This is a genomic window from Thioclava sp. NG1 (assembly GCF_003122275.1).
GTDB lineage: Bacteria > Pseudomonadota > Alphaproteobacteria > Rhodobacterales > Rhodobacteraceae > Thioclava > Thioclava nitratireducens.
In genome coordinates, this window is sequence record NZ_QFBB01000003.1 from 45,166 (window position 1) to 60,855 (window position 15,690).

The 15,690-nt window shown below is 65.8% G+C and carries 9 protein-coding genes; 5 read left to right on the top strand and 4 right to left on the bottom strand.

Going from position 1 to position 15,690, the window contains the following annotated elements; all coding sequences use genetic code 11:
• Positions 1 to 43 precede the first annotated feature (43 nt).
• Genes DEM26_RS05830 through DEM26_RS05840 form a run of 3 tightly spaced genes read left to right on the top strand, consistent with a single transcriptional unit; the run spans position 44 to position 5,044 of the window.
• Entirely contained in the window at positions 44 to 1,816 is a 1,773-nt protein-coding gene (locus DEM26_RS05830; RefSeq protein ID WP_075774791.1) for a type I secretion system permease/ATPase, read from the top strand.
• Positions 1,817 to 1,819: 3 nt separating this feature from the next.
• The gene (locus DEM26_RS20840; RefSeq protein ID WP_109171935.1) at positions 1,820 to 3,715 is read left to right on the top strand and encodes a cadherin-like domain-containing protein; all 1,896 of its coding nucleotides are present in this window, start codon (positions 1,820 to 1,822) and stop codon (positions 3,713 to 3,715) included.
• A 36-nt stretch (positions 3,716 to 3,751) separates the two neighbouring features.
• Positions 3,752 to 5,044 (top strand): HlyD family type I secretion periplasmic adaptor subunit, encoded by a 1,293-nt coding sequence (locus DEM26_RS05840; protein WP_088726551.1) that lies wholly within the window; start codon positions 3,752 to 3,754, stop codon positions 5,042 to 5,044.
• A gap of 61 nt (positions 5,045 to 5,105) precedes the next feature.
• On the opposite strand, the gene DEM26_RS05845 is transcribed toward DEM26_RS05840, so the two are convergent.
• Complete coding sequence (locus tag DEM26_RS05845; RefSeq protein WP_109171936.1) at positions 5,106 to 7,589, bottom strand: penicillin acylase family protein; 2,484 nt, start codon at positions 7,587 to 7,589, stop codon at positions 5,106 to 5,108.
• A gap of 48 nt (positions 7,590 to 7,637) precedes the next feature.
• On the opposite strand from DEM26_RS05845, the gene DEM26_RS05850 reads away from it, so the two are divergent.
• Together DEM26_RS05850 and DEM26_RS05855 are read left to right on the top strand one after the other, a co-directional pair.
• Positions 7,638 to 8,612, top strand: coding sequence for an NAD(P)-dependent oxidoreductase (locus DEM26_RS05850; protein WP_369907739.1), 975 nt, complete (start codon positions 7,638 to 7,640; stop codon positions 8,610 to 8,612).
• Between the two features lie 74 nt (positions 8,613 to 8,686).
• Entirely contained in the window at positions 8,687 to 9,043 is a 357-nt protein-coding gene (locus tag DEM26_RS05855) for a YigZ family protein (RefSeq protein WP_075774796.1), read from the top strand.
• A 9-nt stretch (positions 9,044 to 9,052) separates the two neighbouring features.
• Here the strand turns inward: DEM26_RS05855 and DEM26_RS05860 are convergent, their stop codons facing one another.
• From DEM26_RS05860 to DEM26_RS05870, 3 genes are all read right to left on the bottom strand, one after another.
• Positions 9,053 to 11,089: a bifunctional DedA family/phosphatase PAP2 family protein gene (locus DEM26_RS05860; RefSeq protein WP_109171938.1), complete on the bottom strand. Its 2,037-nt coding sequence runs from the start codon at positions 11,087 to 11,089 to the stop codon at positions 9,053 to 9,055.
• Between the two features lies 1 nt (position 11,090).
• A complete protein-coding gene (gene mprF, locus DEM26_RS05865; RefSeq protein ID WP_109171939.1) occupies positions 11,091 to 13,697 on the bottom strand; it encodes a bifunctional lysylphosphatidylglycerol flippase/synthetase MprF in 2,607 nt (868 codons plus the stop codon).
• A gap of 244 nt (positions 13,698 to 13,941) precedes the next feature.
• Positions 13,942 to 15,528, bottom strand: coding sequence for an alpha-amylase family glycosyl hydrolase (locus tag DEM26_RS05870; protein ID WP_109171940.1), 1,587 nt, complete (start codon positions 15,526 to 15,528; stop codon positions 13,942 to 13,944).
• Between the last annotated feature and the right edge of the window lie 162 nt (positions 15,529 to 15,690).

Sequence of the window (15,690 nt, forward strand, 5' to 3'; positions counted from 1 at the left end):
GGCGCTTTGTACATAAGTCTCAAGATCTTGGTGGGAGGATCACATGAGCAACGCACGTCGTCGTTTTCAAGCCAGCGAAGAACTCGTTTCCGAGCGTCTGGGCCGTTATCGCGGTCTGATCGTCTTTCTCCTCGGACTGTCCTTCGTGATCAGCCTGCTCGCGCTGACGGGCTCGTTCTACATGCTGCAGATCTATGACCGGGCGCTGACCAGCGGCTCGGTTCCGACGCTGCTTGCACTCTCTGTTCTGGCCATCGCGCTGTATCTGTTTCAGGGGCTGTTCGATGTGCTGCGCAACCAGATCCTCGTGCGGGTCGGTGCGCGGATCGACAACCGCCTCGCGCCGCTCGCGCATCGGGTGGCAATCGAAATGCCCCGCTTCGGCTATTCCACGTCCGAGGCGTTGGAGCGCGGCCGCGACGTCGACACGATCCGCAGCTTCGTCTCGGGGGCAGGGGCCATCGCGCTTCTCGACCTGCCGTGGATGCCGCTGTTTCTGGGCTTCGTCTACATGCTGCATCCGCTATTGGGTCTGCTGACAATCGGCGGTGCCTGCGTGCTGATCACGCTGACCGTCATCACCGAGATGCTGTCGCGCCGTTCGGGCCGGGAGTTGCAGAAGGCCTCCATCGCCCGCGCGATGATCGCCGATACCAACACGCGCAATGCCGACGTGCTGCACGCGATGGGCTTCGGCCGCCGCGCGGTGGAGCGGTTCGGCACCGCCAATGCGGAGCACCTGCGCCTGCATGCGCGCACCAGCGACATCACCGGCACACTGAGCGGGTTGTCGAAGGTCACGCGGATGATGCTGCAATCGGCGCTTCTGGGCCTCGGCGCGTATCTGACCATCGTGGGCGAGCTGTCGCCCGGTGCGATCATCGCCTGTTCGGTCGCAGCCTCGCGCGCACTCGCGCCGGTGGAAATGGCGATCGGCAACTGGAAGGGCTTCACTGCCGCCCGCCGCAGCCATGCGCGTCTGCGCGACACGCTGGCGACGCTTGAGGATGACGACAGCCTGATCGCTCTGCCCGCGCCGACCGAGAGCTTCACGGTCGAGGGGATGACGGTCGTCGCGCCGGGCTCCGGCGCGGTGCTGCTGGGCGATGTCAGTTTCGATCTCAAAGCCGGCGATGCGCTCGGCCTGATCGGGCCGTCTGGCTCGGGCAAGACAACGCTTGCCAAGGGCATCGTCGGGATCTGGCCGCTGCTGCGCGGGCATGTCCGTTTCGACGGGGCCGCGCTCGACCAGTGGCGCGTGGATCTGCTGGGCGATCATATCGGCTACCTACCGCAGGAGGTTTCGCTGATGGAAGGCACGGTCGCCGAGAATATCGCGCGCTTTGCGCCGGACGCGACGGATGCCGATGTGGTGGCGGCGGCGAAGGCCGCGGGTGCGCATCAGACGATCATCCATCTGCCCGATGGCTACCAGACGCAGCTGGGCCCCTTCGGCACCTCGCTCTCGGCGGGGCAGCGTCAGCGGGTCGGTCTGGCGCGTGCGCTCTACGGCGCGCCGTTCCTTGTGGTACTGGACGAGCCGAACTCGAACCTCGACGCCGATGGCGAAGCGGCACTCAGCGCGGCCATCGCCTCGGTCCGCGCGCGTGGCGGCATCGTGGTGGTGATCGCGCATCGCCCGAAGGCGCTCGAATCCGTGAATCTCGTGGGCTTCGTCCAGGGCGGCAAGCTGGTGGCCTTCGGCCCCAAAGACGAGATCGTGAACCGCTCCGTCGGGCTCAAACCGCTGCCCAAGGGAAAACCCGCGGCACCGGCGGCGGAGCTGGGAGACAGTATCGAGCAGGCGGTGGGCTGAGCCATGGAACAGGACAAGCTCAAGCTCGGTATCCCGGACGACGAAGCGGCCATCGCGCCGATGCAGAAATACCGTGCGCCGGAACGGCGCTCGGTCTGGCCCGGCCGCGCAGCGGTGGGGCTGGTCGCCATTGCCTGGGCTGCGCTCGCGCGCAAGCTCTTCGGCACGGATGCGGCGCAGGCGGAAGGCGTTCAGGATGGACCGGCCCACCCCCCGGCAGATCCCGACGCCCCCGCCGGCCCGCAGACGCCGAACGCGCATCACATCCCCGAAATGGGGCCGAGTGACGTGCTTACGGAGGAAAACACGCCGCCCGATCCGTTGCCCGACAACGTGATCCTGTTCCCGGGCGCCAATCCCGCGCCCTTCACGCTCTCGCCGCAGCGATGGCACGCTAAGCACAAGGCGACGGTGGAGGCGCAGGGCGATACGCTGTTCTTCCCGGACGCGATCGAGGTCAAGGAACTCGATCTTCCGAAAGTGCCGGTCTTCACCTCGACCCGTGCCGCTGCACGCAAGGCGCGTGAAAGCCGTGGCGCTCCCGATGAAGCCCGTCCTCCGGACGCGGCGACCGAAGCCCCCCGCAACCGTGCGCCGGAGACGAAGGGCCCGGTGCGGCTGTCGCCCGGACGGCGGGATGAGAGCTTCTTCATCGTGGCGGCGGTCCTGCTGACCGGGGCGAGCGATCCCGATGGCGACCCGCTCTCGATCCTGTCGATGCAAGCGCAAGGCGGCGAAGTGATCGCCCATGGCGCGGGCGAATGGCTGATCAAGCCCGATCAGGGCTTCGAGGGCGAGCTGGTGATCACCTACGATCTCAGCGACGGCGCGCTGTCGATCGGCCAGACCGCGACCGCGCTGATCCTGCCACCCGAGTATCACGACGTGATCGGCACCGCCGAAGACGATCTGCTGCTCGGCACGCCCGACCGCGACGCGATGCGGGGCGAGGGGGGCGACGACATCCTCTATGGCCGCGAGGGCGACGACATGCTCGACGGCGGAGAGGGCTGCGACGTGCTGATCGGCGGCGCGGGCGCGGACGTGATCTATGGCGGCGCCGGCAACGACACGGTCTTCGCGGGCGCGGGTGACGACATTGTCTTCGGCGAGGCCGGGGCGGACCTGCTGCATGGCGAGGACGGCAATGACTATCTCGACGGTGGCTCCGGCGCGGACAGCCTAGATGGCGGGGCGGGCAACGACACGTTGGTCGGCGGCGAGGGCTCCGATCTGCTCGACGGTGGCGCGGGCGAGGACCTCGTGACCGGCGGCGCGGGCGAGGACCGCATCGTGGTTTCGCAAATCGCGGAGGCTACGGGCGACAGCTACGATGGCGGCGCGGGCTCGGACACGCTCGATCTGCACCGCATCGCGGAGTCGGTCACCGTCGATCTGTCTTCAGGGAAAATGACGAGCGAGACCGGCGAAGCGACGCTCGTCAGTATCGAGAACGTCGCTTCCGGCGCCGGAGATGACCAGCTGATCGCAAGTGATGCCTGCAACCTGTTCAGCGGCGGCGAAGGCGAGGACGTGTTCGTCTTCACCTCGGTCTCTGCGATCCGCAACGCGGGCGCGGGCCATGACCGCATCACCGATTTCGAGCCCGGCGACCGGATAGACTTCTCGCATATCGACCCGATGGGCGAAGGCTATGGTGAAATGCGGCTGTTCTACGCCGGTGCCAATGGCGAGGTCGCCGAGGCGCGTGGAGGCGTTTTCGTGGCTTACGAGATCGAAGACGGCGACGAGGGGCACGAATTCACCATCGTGAAAGCCAAGCTGAGCGCGCAGCACGAGGATGGCAGCGTCGAGGATTACGACTTCGAGATCGAACTCGACGGCCATCACACGCTGGAAGAAACCAATTTTCTGTTTGACTGCGACGCGACCGTCTGACGGGCGCTCGCGAGTTTTTGGTGGGGGGAACCGAAAATGACCAAGACTGACCATGATCCGGCCCTGTTCTCGATCCGTGCGCGGATCCTGTTCGCGACGGCCTTTCTGGGCGCGCTGATCCTCGTCTTCGGCGGATGGGCGGCGCAGGCGAAACTCTCCGGCGCGGTGATTGCGCAGGGGCAGGTTGCGGTAAAATCGCAGCTGAAGGTCGTGCAGCACCCGGACGGCGGCGTGATCCGCGAGATCCGCGTGGAGAACGGCGATCTCGTGCAGGCGGGGGATGTCGTGCTGAGCCTCGACGACACGCAGCTGCGCTCGGAACTGGGGATCGTCGAGACCCAGATCCGCGAGCTTACCGGCCGCCGCGCGCGGCTCCTTGCAGTGCGCGACAGCGCCGTCGAGATCGTGTTCCCGGAGGGGTTCGATACCGCCGAGGAAACCGCAGCGATCGCGGATGGCGAGCGCCAGCTTCTGGCCCATGACCGGGCGATGCAGGACTTGCGCCGCGACCAGCTTTTGTCTCAGGTCGACCAGTTCGACGAGGAGATCCGCGCGCTCGAAGCGCAGCGCCACTCGAACGAGATCGAACGGCGTCTGCGCGGCGAAGATCATGCCCGGCTCGAGACGCTCCTGAAGAAGGGGCTGACCGAGAAAGGCGCGATCACCGAGATCGAGCGCGACATGGCGCGGCTCGACGGGGTCTCCGGAGAGATAGAGGCAAATATCGCGCGAGTGCGGGGCCAGATCAGCGAGTCGAACCTGCGCATCTTGGAACTGGATCATCAGGCGCGCACCGCCGCGCAGAAGGAGCTGCGCGACATCGACGCGCAGATGGCCGAACTGCATGAGCGCGCCGTGGCCGCGCGCGACCGGCTCTCGCGCACCGAGATCCGCGCGCCGATCGCAGGGGTGGTGAACGAGTTGGGCGTGCATACGGTGAACGGCGTGATCGCGCCCGGGGAGCGGGTGATGGCGATCGTCCCCGATGGCGAGCTGATCGTGGAGGCGCGGCTGCGCACCACCGATATCGACCAGGTCATGCCGGGGCAGCCGGTGCGGCTGCGCTTCACCGCGTTCAACCAGCGGACGACGCCGGAAGTGGCAGGCGAGGTGCGCGTCGTCGCGGCCTCGGCCACGAAGGACGAGAGCGGCGGTAACTACTATCTCTGCACCGTCGCGCTGACCGAGGCGCCGGTGCTGCCTGACGGGCGGGGCCTGCGTCCGGGGATGCCGGTGGAGGTGTTCTTCCAGACGGGGGAGCGCACCGCGATCTCCTACCTGCTCAAGCCGGTCGCGGATCAGGTGCAGCGCACGATGCGCGAGGACTGAGGGCGCGAGGACTGAGATTTGATCCGGGGCGGGCCAAGGTCCGTCCCCGTTTCATTTTGGATCAGTTGGCCGCTTGCGCCGCGCCCTTCGGCACCAGATGGGTGATCCCCGTCGCCGCTGCCCGCGCCAGTGCCGGATCGAGCGACATCGGGATATATTCGCCCGAACGCCACAGCTCTGACAGGTCGTCGTAATGGCGGCTCAGCGGATGGCCCGATTGCCCGGTCGAGATGATGAAGACCGAGCTGTCCGGATCGGCGAAATCGAGAACTTCGCGATAGCCCGCCGCATGGACATTGGCGAAGCGATCGGGCCCGTCGCCGCCCTTAGTCCGCCCGCGCATCAGGGTGAAATCGCCGCCCGACGTCGATTGCCGGATATTCACGAACCATTTGAGCCCCGGCACCTTGCCCAGCACCGGATTGTCCTGCTCGGCGACATGCGCGTCGCCCCAGCGCCAGCTTTCGATATTCGGCCCGTATTTCTTCGACAGGTCCAAGAGCGCCGCGTCGAGCGATTGCCGCGCGATGTCGCTGCAGGTCTCCTTGGGCGCGGATTGGATGATGTCGCACCAATGGCTCGCGCCTTGGGTGTCGCGGAAGACGCGCTCGATGAACAGCGGCTCCAGGTGGTCGAACTTCTTCGCCAGCGGGCCCAGCTCGTCGCGGATCAGCCGGTTTTGCAATTCGCGCATCCAGGCGGCGTAGATCAGCGGCTCGGGCAGATGCTCGGACATCTCGCCATCCCAACTCGCCAGCATCTCCAGCGCGCGCTGACGCATCCGCTCGGGCGTGCCGTCAGGCGCGGGATCGCCGGTATACCACAGGTTCGCACCGACGAGTGGCAGCAGGCCGCGCGCGGCGGGCGAGACGGTATCGAGCTGCGCCGAGATGAAGCTGTCGCGCGAATGCACCTCGCGCTCGCCCATCAGTTTCGACAGGCGCTGGATGCGCTGCGTGTCGCCCCAGTGGAACGAGACGTTATAGGGGAAGGGCCGGTCCACCGTCTTGTTGTTGGTGTTCACGACGATGCCACTTTTGGGCTCCACGAATTGCGGATTGTCCTTGAAGGGCAGGGCGCCTTTCCAGCGATTTTCGGGTTTCCAGCCCGCGTTGGGCATCCGGCCCTGCGTGTCATTCGCCCGGTCGCGCAGCGGGATTTTCCCGGCGGTGACCAGCGCCACACCATCCTTGTCGGCCAGCGTGATATTCTGTGCAGGTGCTACGATCTCTTTTGCGGCGTCGAGCGCCTGCGGGATCGATTTCGCCCGCATCAGGTCCATCGCGCCGGTCATCGTGGTGTCTTTCGGATCGAAGGCCGTCCAGCTGAGCGACATCACCGAATGGGGCGGCGTCACCGTCGCCAGATCGAAATGGCTGCCGGGCAGAACCGGGCCGTTATCGGTCCAGCGCAGGGTCAGGGTCACGGGTTTCGCATCCTTCACCTCGACGATCACCCGCTTGGTCTTGAAATGCTTCCAGCCATCGGGCGTGCGGTATTTCGTCGAATCGTCGGGGTCGATTTCCTCGATATGCAGGTCCTGATCGTCGACATAGGCCGTGGTCAGCCCCCAGCCCAGATCCTTGTTGCGGCCCGACAGCACGAGCGGCATTCCCGGGATCGTGCCGCCGATCACGCCGCCCGATTGCAGTTGCAGCCGCGCGAGATACCAGATCGAGGGCGCGGTGAGCCCAAGATGCGGATCGTTGGCCAGAAGTGCGCCGCCCGCGGCCGAGCGGTCAGGCCCCGCGGCCCATGCGTTGGACGCCCCGGCAGAGCCGCGCTCGGGGAAGGGCGAGAACGCGCCGGGCGCGCCGTTCTCTGCCGTCTGGATGCCTTTTTGCATTGTCGGGAACAGGCTGGCGTAATCGGGCAGCGCGGCGGTTGCCTGTTGCGGATCGTCGGGCATGATGTCGCGCACGAGATCCTTTCCGGCGAGCGAAACGCGGGCGCGCAGCACCTCGTCCTGCAGCTGGTTCGACAGCTGCACCGCCATCAGCTTCATGATCGCGAGCGAATCCGCGGGCGTCCAGTAGGAGATCTTGCTGTCGAAAAGGAAGAATTCCGGCGCACCGCGCCCCATCGCGCCCTCGTTGACGATCTGGATCCACTGGTTGACGCCGCGCGCATAGGCCTGAAGCGCGGCCTTGGTGTAATCGTCCTGCGATGCCACCGAGTCGACTGCCGCCTGATAGAGGCCCAGCCGCCGCATCAGCTCGTCGGTCTTCAGCGTCTCCTGCCCGAATACCTCCGACAGCCGCCCCTGCACCGTGCGGCGCATCAGTGTCATCTGCCAGAGCCGGTCCTGCGCATGCGCCAGACCGAGGGCGAAGAACACGTCCGGGTCATTCTTGCCGAAGATATGCGGCACGTCCTCGGTGGAGCGCACGATCTCGACCGGGGCGGTGAGGCCAGTGACCTTGTAGGTCGCGTCGTAATCGGGCAGCGAGCGCGAGGCGAAGAAATAGATCAGACCCCCGATGAGCACCACGCCCACGATCGCGGCCATGATCAGCCGAACGCCCCATCGAAATGCCTTGTACATCGAGCCCTCTGCGCGCCTCACCCGGAATCCCTCCGACCGGCGCATGAGTTGACGCGCCGGGATGGCGCGTTACTAGTTGAGCCCGACGCTACAATCAACGCGCTCGCGCTTCACGGGGCGCGGTTTCGTATTCACGCAAGGGAGAGGTCGATGGCGAAAGTTGCATTTCTGGGGCTTGGGGTGATGGGTTATCCGATGGCGGGGCATCTCGCATCGGCGGGCCACGAGGTCACGGTCTATAACCGCACGGTCTCCAAGGCCGAGAAATGGGTGTCCGAACATGGCGGTTCCGCCGCGCCCACGCCGCGCGAAGCGGCCAAGGGCGCCGATTTCGTGATGTCCTGTGTCGGCAACGACGACGATCTGCGCGAGGTCTGCCTTGGTAAGGACGGCGCGTTCAAGGGGATGAAAACCGGCGCGGTCTTCGTCGACCACACCACGGTTTCGGCTGCCGTGACCCGCGAATTGGCGGGCGAGGCGGCTGGCCACGGCGTGGCCTTCATCGACGCGCCGATCTCGGGCGGGCAGGCGGGGGCCGAGAACGGTCAGCTGTCGGTTATGTGCGGTGGCGATGCGGCGGCCTATGAGAAGGCCGAGCCGGTGATCGACGCCTATGCCAAGATTTGCCGCCGTCTGGGCGAAAGCGGCGCCGGGCAGGTGACCAAGATGTGCAACCAGATCGCGATCGCGGGTCTGGTGCAGGGCCTCGCGGAAAGCCTCCACTTCGCTGAGAAGGCCGATCTCGACATCGCCGCCGTGGTCGAAGTGATCTCTCAGGGCGCGGCCGGCTCGTGGCAGATGGCGAACCGCTACGAGACCATGGCGAAGGACGAATTTGACTTCGGCTTCGCGGTGGACTGGATGCGCAAGGATCTGGGCATCTGCCTGAAGACCGGCGACGAGATCGGGGCCTCGCTGCCCGTCACCGCGCTGGTCGACCAGTTCTACAAGGACGTGCAGGCGATGGGCGGCAACCGCTGGGACACGTCCTCGCTGATCGCCCGCCTGCGCAAGCTGGGCTGAGCGGGCAGGGCGGCGGGCCATCGGCTCCGCTGCCCGCCCTTGCCGCTTCGGCGCTTGGCCCATAAACCTGCGCCATGCGCATCCTCGAGAACATCATCAGCGACCGCGGCTCGAAATACGCGGTTTCGGGCGGGCCTTGCACCTCCGAGGAGGAGGCCAAGGCCTTCGTCAAGGAACTCTGCCGGAAAAAGAAATATGCCAAGGCGACGCATAACACCTGGGCGCTTCTGACGGCAGACGCTCCGGTTAAGAACGACGACGGTGAGGCAGGCGCCGGCATGGTGATCCTGCGGATGCTCGAGCGCGAAGAGCTCTATGACCACATCATCGTCGTCACTCGCTGGTTCGGCGGCAAGCATCTGGGTGGCGACCGATTCCGTCATGTGCAGGAAGCGGTTCGCATTTATCTCGAGGATCTGCACGCAGGCTGACATGCGCGCTTATCGCAGCGCCAGAACCGGGATCGCCGACGCGTCAGTGCCGGAGATATGGCCGACCGTCTTGGCCCCGCCGCTCTGGCTCAGCGCCTTCACAACGTCAGAGGCCAGCGGCCCCGCCGCCGACCCGTCGCTCGGCACCAGCCCGTCATCGCGAGTGATCGCCCCCATCCAGAGCCGCGCGCCGGACGCATCGGTATAGCGCGTCTGCCACATTCGCAGCCGCGGCAGCTCGTCGGTCGCGTCGCCCTCCGGCACGCGGGTGAAGCCAAGTTCGCTCGGCTTGTTGTTCCAGAAAAGCGGTGCGAGGGCTGCTCCGGGGCGTATCGTGTCGCGCACCGCTCCGAAGGCCGCGCCCGCCAGCGTCTTCAGCGTCACCGGATCGGCGCGCTGCCAGCCGATGGATGTCAGCGCCGCGGTAATCTGATCGGTGTTCGCCGCCCACATCCCGAGCGAAAGCGGGAACTGTTGCTCCGCATCGAGCGTCTGCGCCATCAGCGGCGCGTCGCTCAACGCCTGCGGCTCGGCCCCTTGGGCGATCACGATCAGCGGCTGCGCGACCGGCGGCGGGTTCAGCGCCTTGGAGTAGTCGCGCACCCGAACCATCGTGAAGCCCATAAGCGCGAGCGTCACGACTCCGATCACGCCGATCTGCCAGCGCGGTCGCGTGCGCGGCGCCCCGGCCCAACGCGGATAAAGCCACTCGGCCACGGCGATGCCCACGAGCAGGCATAGCGCGCCGAGAAGCCAGCCGCCCATCACGTCGCTCAGGTAATGCTCGACAAGGTAGAGACGGCTCAGCCCGATCAGCCCGGCGAACAGGAACGCCAGGAAGCTCGCGCTGAGTGCTCCGATCCGGGATAGCCGCCAGAGGAGGAAGACCAGCATCCCGTAAAAGGCGACAGAGAGCGTCGCGTGGCCGGAGGGAAAACTGCCCGAGGTTTCGTGGAAATAGCCGAGGATCGAACGCGGCCGCCCGAAGCCGGCCTTCAGGATTATCACCGAAACCAAATCGAGTCCGAGCGAGACCACGAGCCCCGTGGCGAGATCGAAGCGGCGCAGCCACGCGAGCCAGACGAGGGCCAGCACGAGCAGCGCGGCCACGAGCTGCGTATCGCCGAGCGCGGTGATCCAGGTGAAGACCTGTATGAGACCCGGCGTCCAGAACAGCCGCATCAGCGCCGCCAGCCGTGCGTCGATCTGCACGATCGGGTCGCTTTGCAGGAAATCGAGCGACAGCCCGACCAGCACGGAGGCGAGGTAGAGGAAGGCCAGTGCGAGAAGGCTCAGCGGCAGTCCGGAGAATTTTGTTCGGTCGAGCCTGCGCGCGATCCAGGCCGCCGTTTTCGGATGGCGCCCGCCCCAGCTGTCGATGCGGGGGTGGCGCGCGATGTCGTCCATCAGACCGCCCGCCATCGCAAGGAGATAGGGCACCGCCCGGTCGAGTCGGCGCAGAATCCAGAAAAGCACCGCGGCGATCACGACAATGCCAAGCACGAACAAGGTGTTGCGCGTCATCATCGGGCTGAGCTGGGCGAAACCCGCGCCAAGCGCATAACCGAAGCCGACATGGAAGACAGCGTAGGGCAAGCCGCTCAGCAGGTTCCAGATCCGGAAGCGTCGCGTCTCCATCCCGGCGACGGCGGCGGCGAAGGGAACGAAGCCCGCGACGGGACCGAGGAAACGCCCCATGACGATCGCCAAGCCGCCATGGCGGGCAAATAGCTTCTCCGCGCGTCGATAGGCGGCCATGCCTTCGACATTCCAACGCCCGAGCATGCCGCGCCGTGCATGACGACCGAGCCAGAAGGTCGCCTCGCCGCCGAGCACCGAGCCGATCGCGACGAACCACAGCAGGTCGAGCAGGTCGAGCATCCCCCGCTGAACCATCACCCCGCCGGCGTCGACGAGAAGCGTTCCCGGCAGGAACAACCCGGTTGGCAGGAAGGCCTCCAACCCCGCCGCGGCCCCGATCACCCAGTAGCCGAAGATCCCCAGAGCGGCGAGATTCGGGAGCACTTGGTGGATGGCGTCTAGCATGTCAGTCCTTTGTCAGCAGGTTGCGCGCACCGCCGGAGATCAAGAGCGCGATCTCGGTCAGCGCGAGATAGGGCGAGGTGCCGGGCGGCAGCGCCACGTAATGCGGCCGCCATTCGGGGCGGAATTTCTGTTTGAACCGGCGCAGCCCCTCGAAATTGTAGAAGCTTCCGCCGTGACGATAAATCAGGTTTCCCACCCGGCTCGTGAGCCGCGCGGAGGCGCGATCGGGCAGCCCCGCCAGCGGTGCGAGGCCGAGGCTCAGCTCGGTCGCGCCGCGATCGCGAAGTGCCTCGATCAGGCCGAGGAACAGGAATTGCATGACGCCGTCGGCGGCTTCCGGGCGATATCGCATCAGGTCGATCGCGAAATGTTGCGCTCCGTTGCCGCCCAGAAGGTTCGCGAAGCCGAGAATCTCTCCCTCGCAGCGGATCAGGGCGATCTCGCAGTGGTTGAGGTAGCGCGGATCGAAGCGTCCGATCGAGAAGCCTTTCTCGCGGCCTTTCTGACCGGCGAGCCACGCATTGGAGATTTCCTGCAGCGTCGACAGCAGCTCAGGCGCATGCGGCGGGGCGGCGAGTTCGAGCGTGTACCCTTCGCGCAGGGCGCGGTTCTGCTCGGCCCGCATCGTTTTGAATTTCGACCCCGAAAGCGAGAACTTCTGCAGGTCGATCACGGCCTCTTCGCCGATCTTGTGCAGCGCGTAGCCCATCTCGATCCAGAGCGGCAGATTGCGCGTCGAGACCTCGTAGAAGACGGGGGTGAGCCCCTCGCTCACGGCGCGTTCGTGAAACTCCCATGCCAGTTGCCGCGCAACCTCCGGCGGGCCGACGGGATCACCAAGGACGACCCGCATCCCGCCGCGCTGCGCATACATCAGGAAAGCGGAGCGGTCGGAGGAGAACATCACGCATTTGTCGCCCGTCAGCGCGAACCAGCCCTGCGGCACGTCCTGCGCGGCGAGGATCGCGGCGACCGAGGCATCCTGCTCGGGATCCACGGAGAAGGCGAAGTGGCGTATCGGGCGCAGCATCAGCCAAAGCAGGAAGCCCAACAGCAGTGCGCTGATCAGAAGACCTGCGCGAAGCGCTCGCGGTGTCGGCGAACGTGCGGTGAAATCGAGCCAGAGCGCGTTCGAATAAGGATGCGCGGCATAGGCGAGGAAGAAGAAAACCGCCGCCGAGGCCACCATCCCCACGATTACAGCCAGCCAGAGCGGGCCGTAGCCCCCTTCGGTGAGCGCGACCTGCCGGTGGAACGCGCGGCGAAACGGCAGAAGCACCAGCGCGGCAAGTGACAGGACGATGGCGTTGTCGATGTCGAGATCGGCCGCCAGCACCGAGATCACACCGAGCACGAGCCCGGCGAGCGCCAGCCAATAGGCGAGCCGTACCCGGCGAACCAGACCATGCGAGAGCACGATCAACAGCACGCCCGCCAAGGCGCAAAGCTGGGTGCCGCCCTCGGCCAGAACCGCCGTGATCAGCCCCGGCTCGCCGCCTTGCTGGCCCAGTACGGGCATCAGCGCGACGATAACCATCCAGAAACCGAGGCCAAGCACCGCGACCCCGGCGATCCTTGGCGCGATACCCTCGATGCCGCTGATCACCGGGCGCATCGGCTCGGATATCTCGCCGAAGACGCGCGTGGCCCAGCCGCCTGCGAGACGCGCCTCGTTCAGCGAGACCACCACGAAGGCGATCACGAAGGGCAGCAGGAAATAGATCATCCGGAAGGCCAGCAGGCCCGCCGCGGCATCGCCGAGCGGCACGCCCGCGGGCAGGGCGGCGATCACCACCGTCTCGAACACGCCGACGCCGCCGGGCACGTGACTGAGAATGCCGACCATGCTGGCCGCAGCGTAAATCGCGACGAAGCTCGCGAAAGGTGGCGTGCCTGCGGGCATCAGCACCCAAAGCGCGCCCGCCGCCATCGTCGAGTCGAAGAGCGCCACGCCGAGTTGCCCGACAAGGATACGCGGGGCCGGCATCGCGATCTCGCGGTCGCGGATGCGCAGGGCGCGCCCCGTATAGGACAGGTAGAAGGCGCCGCCCAGGATCAAGGCCGTCGCGGCCAGCGCGCCGACGCGGATCAGGGACTCGGGCGCCGAGATGACCCCGGCGAGCGCAGCAGGATGCACGGAAAGCGCCAGAACGCCCACCATCGTCAGCCCGAGCCCCATCGCGATCGCGATATAGGAGGACAGCGCCGCGACCTCGAACGCGTTCAGCCCGGCGGCGGAGTAGATGCGGTAGCGCACGGCGCCGCCCGAGATCACGCTGATCCCGACCGTGTTGCCGAAGGCGTAGCCAAGGAACCCGCCAAGCGCCACGGTGCGCAGGGGCAGCTTTTTGCCGAGGTAATGCAGCGCCCAGAAATCATAGCCGACAAGCGCCACGTAGCCCAGCGAGGTCGCCCCCACGGCCGCGCCGAGCGTGGGCCACGGCGTCGCCCTGATCTGTGCGATTACCTGGCGCACGTCGATGCTGGCGAGCAGATGATGCAGCGCCCAGAGCCCCATCAAGAACAGCAACAGCCCCAGCGCGATCGGCCAGAGTATCTTGACGCGCGACGAGGCAGGGGCGGCTTGCGCCGGATCAACGTGAACCATCTTGTATTTCCAAGTTTTTCCAATCTCTGGCGGAACGATCGCAGAAGGAATTTATGTCCTTCTTAAAATTCCGTAAGAAATCGCTTCCGATGGCATCTTATCGACCGAGACGGCGCGGCTGACCAGAGGCAGAACACCGGAATGCGAACGGCGTCGAGAGCAAACGCTCCCGACGCCGTCGCGGGTCCGAGACGTGGCGGCAGGCTGCAATTCGGGGCCCGCGCGCCGCGTTTTTCCGGTTTGGTTAGAGCTTCAGCCAGGCGGCGCCGTTCGGGCCGAGCGACAGGGTGCCGTCCTCCAGCGTCGCGGCGAGGCAGGGGCCGACAAGCTCCCCGTCCGCTTTGAGCGTCACCGGATCCGGGCCGAGGTTGAAGTAGCAGGCGAATTTCGTCTCGCCATCGTCGCGGATGAAGCCGAGGATCGGGTCCGGCAGGTCGAGGAAGGTCGACGCGCCTTTGCGCAGCACCGGGTTTTCCTTCCGGAAGGACAGCACGCGACGGTAATAGGCCAGCACCGAGTGCGCGTCGGCCTCCTGCACCGAGACCGCCCGGGCGGCTTGCGGCGGTTTCACCGGCAGCCACGGCTTGGCCTTGGAGAAGCCCGCATTCGTGCTTTCGTCCCAGACCATCGGCGTGCGGCAGCCGTCACGGCCCTTGTTCTCGGGCCAGAAGCGTAGGCCGGGCGGGTCGGTAAGCTCGTGATATTCCATCTCGGTCTCGGTCTGGCCGAGTTCCTCGCCCTGATAGATGCCGATCGTGCCCTGGAACGACGCGAGCATCGCGATGGCCAGCCGTGCGATGCCGTCCTCGGTGCCGTATTTCGCCCAGCGGGTCACATGGCGCTGCACGTCGTGGTTCGAGAAGGACCAGCTCGGCCAGCCATCGGGGGCATTCTCGAAGAAGCCTTCGATCTTGCCGCGGAAATGCGCGGGCGAGAATTTCGGCCCCAGCATGTCGAAGCTGTAGGCCATGTGGAGGCGATCGACGCCGCGCGTGTATTCCTCCATGAGCCCGAGCGCGCGATGCGGCGCTTCGCCGACTTCACCGATCAGAGTCCGGTCTTCGTATTCGTCCATTACCACGCGCATCTTCTTGAGGAAGGTGATGTTCTCGGGGCGGTTCTTGTCGAACTCGTGATCCTGCATGTCGTAGGTCGAGACCGGCGGCCAACGCTCTGGATCGGGTTCCATCGCCGGGTTGTCGCGCAGCTTGGGGTCGTGGAAGTAGTAATTCACCGTATCGAGCCTGAAGCCATCGACGCCGCGATCGAGCCAGAAACGGAAAATGTCGAGCAATTCCGCCTGCACCTCGGGATTGTGCAGGTTCAGGTCGGGCTGTTCGATCAGGAAATTGTGCAGGTAATACTGGCCGCGCTCGGGGGCGTATTCCCAGGACGAGCCGCCGAACACCGCCTGCCAGTTGTTGGGCGGGCTGCCGTCGGGCTTGGGATCGGCCCAGACATACCAGTCCTTCTTCGTACCGCCTTTCTTGGAGTCCTTGAACCACGGGTGCTGATCGGAGCTGTGCGAGATCACCTGATCGATCACGACCTTCAGGCCCAGTTCATGCGCCCGCGCGACCAGCGCGTCGAAATCCTCCAGCGTGCCGAATTGCGGATCGATACCGCGATAATCGGACACGTCATAACCCATATCGGCCATTGGCGAGGTGAAGATCGGCGACAGCCAGATCGCATCGACGCCCAGCGAGGCGACATGATCGAGCCTGCGCGTGATCCCCTTGAGATCGCCGATCCCGTCGCCCGAGTCGTCTTGAAAGCTACGCGGATAAATCTGGTAGATAACCGCTCCGCGCCACCAATCCTTCGCCATGAATCGCTCCTCTTTCAGTTTCCTGTTGCCCGTTAACGCGGCAAGGGTAGACTTGTTAGCGCAAACGGCAACAGCTGCTCAGATGGTTTCTACGCCGTCGCTTGACCTTGAACAGGGGGCGGCTCATCAATCAATTGCTATCTGAAGAGATCCGGAGACCTC

Coding starts and splice junctions, on each gene's coding strand:
- DEM26_RS05830 (WP_075774791.1), top strand. CDS start 44: ATGAGCAACGCACGTCGTCGTTTTCAAGCCAGCGAAGAACTCGTTTCC.
- DEM26_RS05860 (WP_109171938.1), bottom strand. CDS start 11,089: ATGCTAGACGCCATCCACCAAGTGCTCCCGAATCTCGCCGCTCTGGGG.
- DEM26_RS20840 (WP_109171935.1), top strand. CDS start 1,820: ATGGAACAGGACAAGCTCAAGCTCGGTATCCCGGACGACGAAGCGGCC.
- DEM26_RS05845 (WP_109171936.1), bottom strand. CDS start 7,589: ATGTACAAGGCATTTCGATGGGGCGTTCGGCTGATCATGGCCGCGATC.
- DEM26_RS05840 (WP_088726551.1), top strand. CDS start 3,752: ATGACCAAGACTGACCATGATCCGGCCCTGTTCTCGATCCGTGCGCGG.
- mprF (WP_109171939.1), bottom strand. CDS start 13,697: ATGGTTCACGTTGATCCGGCGCAAGCCGCCCCTGCCTCGTCGCGCGTC.
- DEM26_RS05870 (WP_109171940.1), bottom strand. CDS start 15,528: ATGGCGAAGGATTGGTGGCGCGGAGCGGTTATCTACCAGATTTATCCG.
- DEM26_RS05855 (WP_075774796.1), top strand. CDS start 8,687: ATGCGCATCCTCGAGAACATCATCAGCGACCGCGGCTCGAAATACGCG.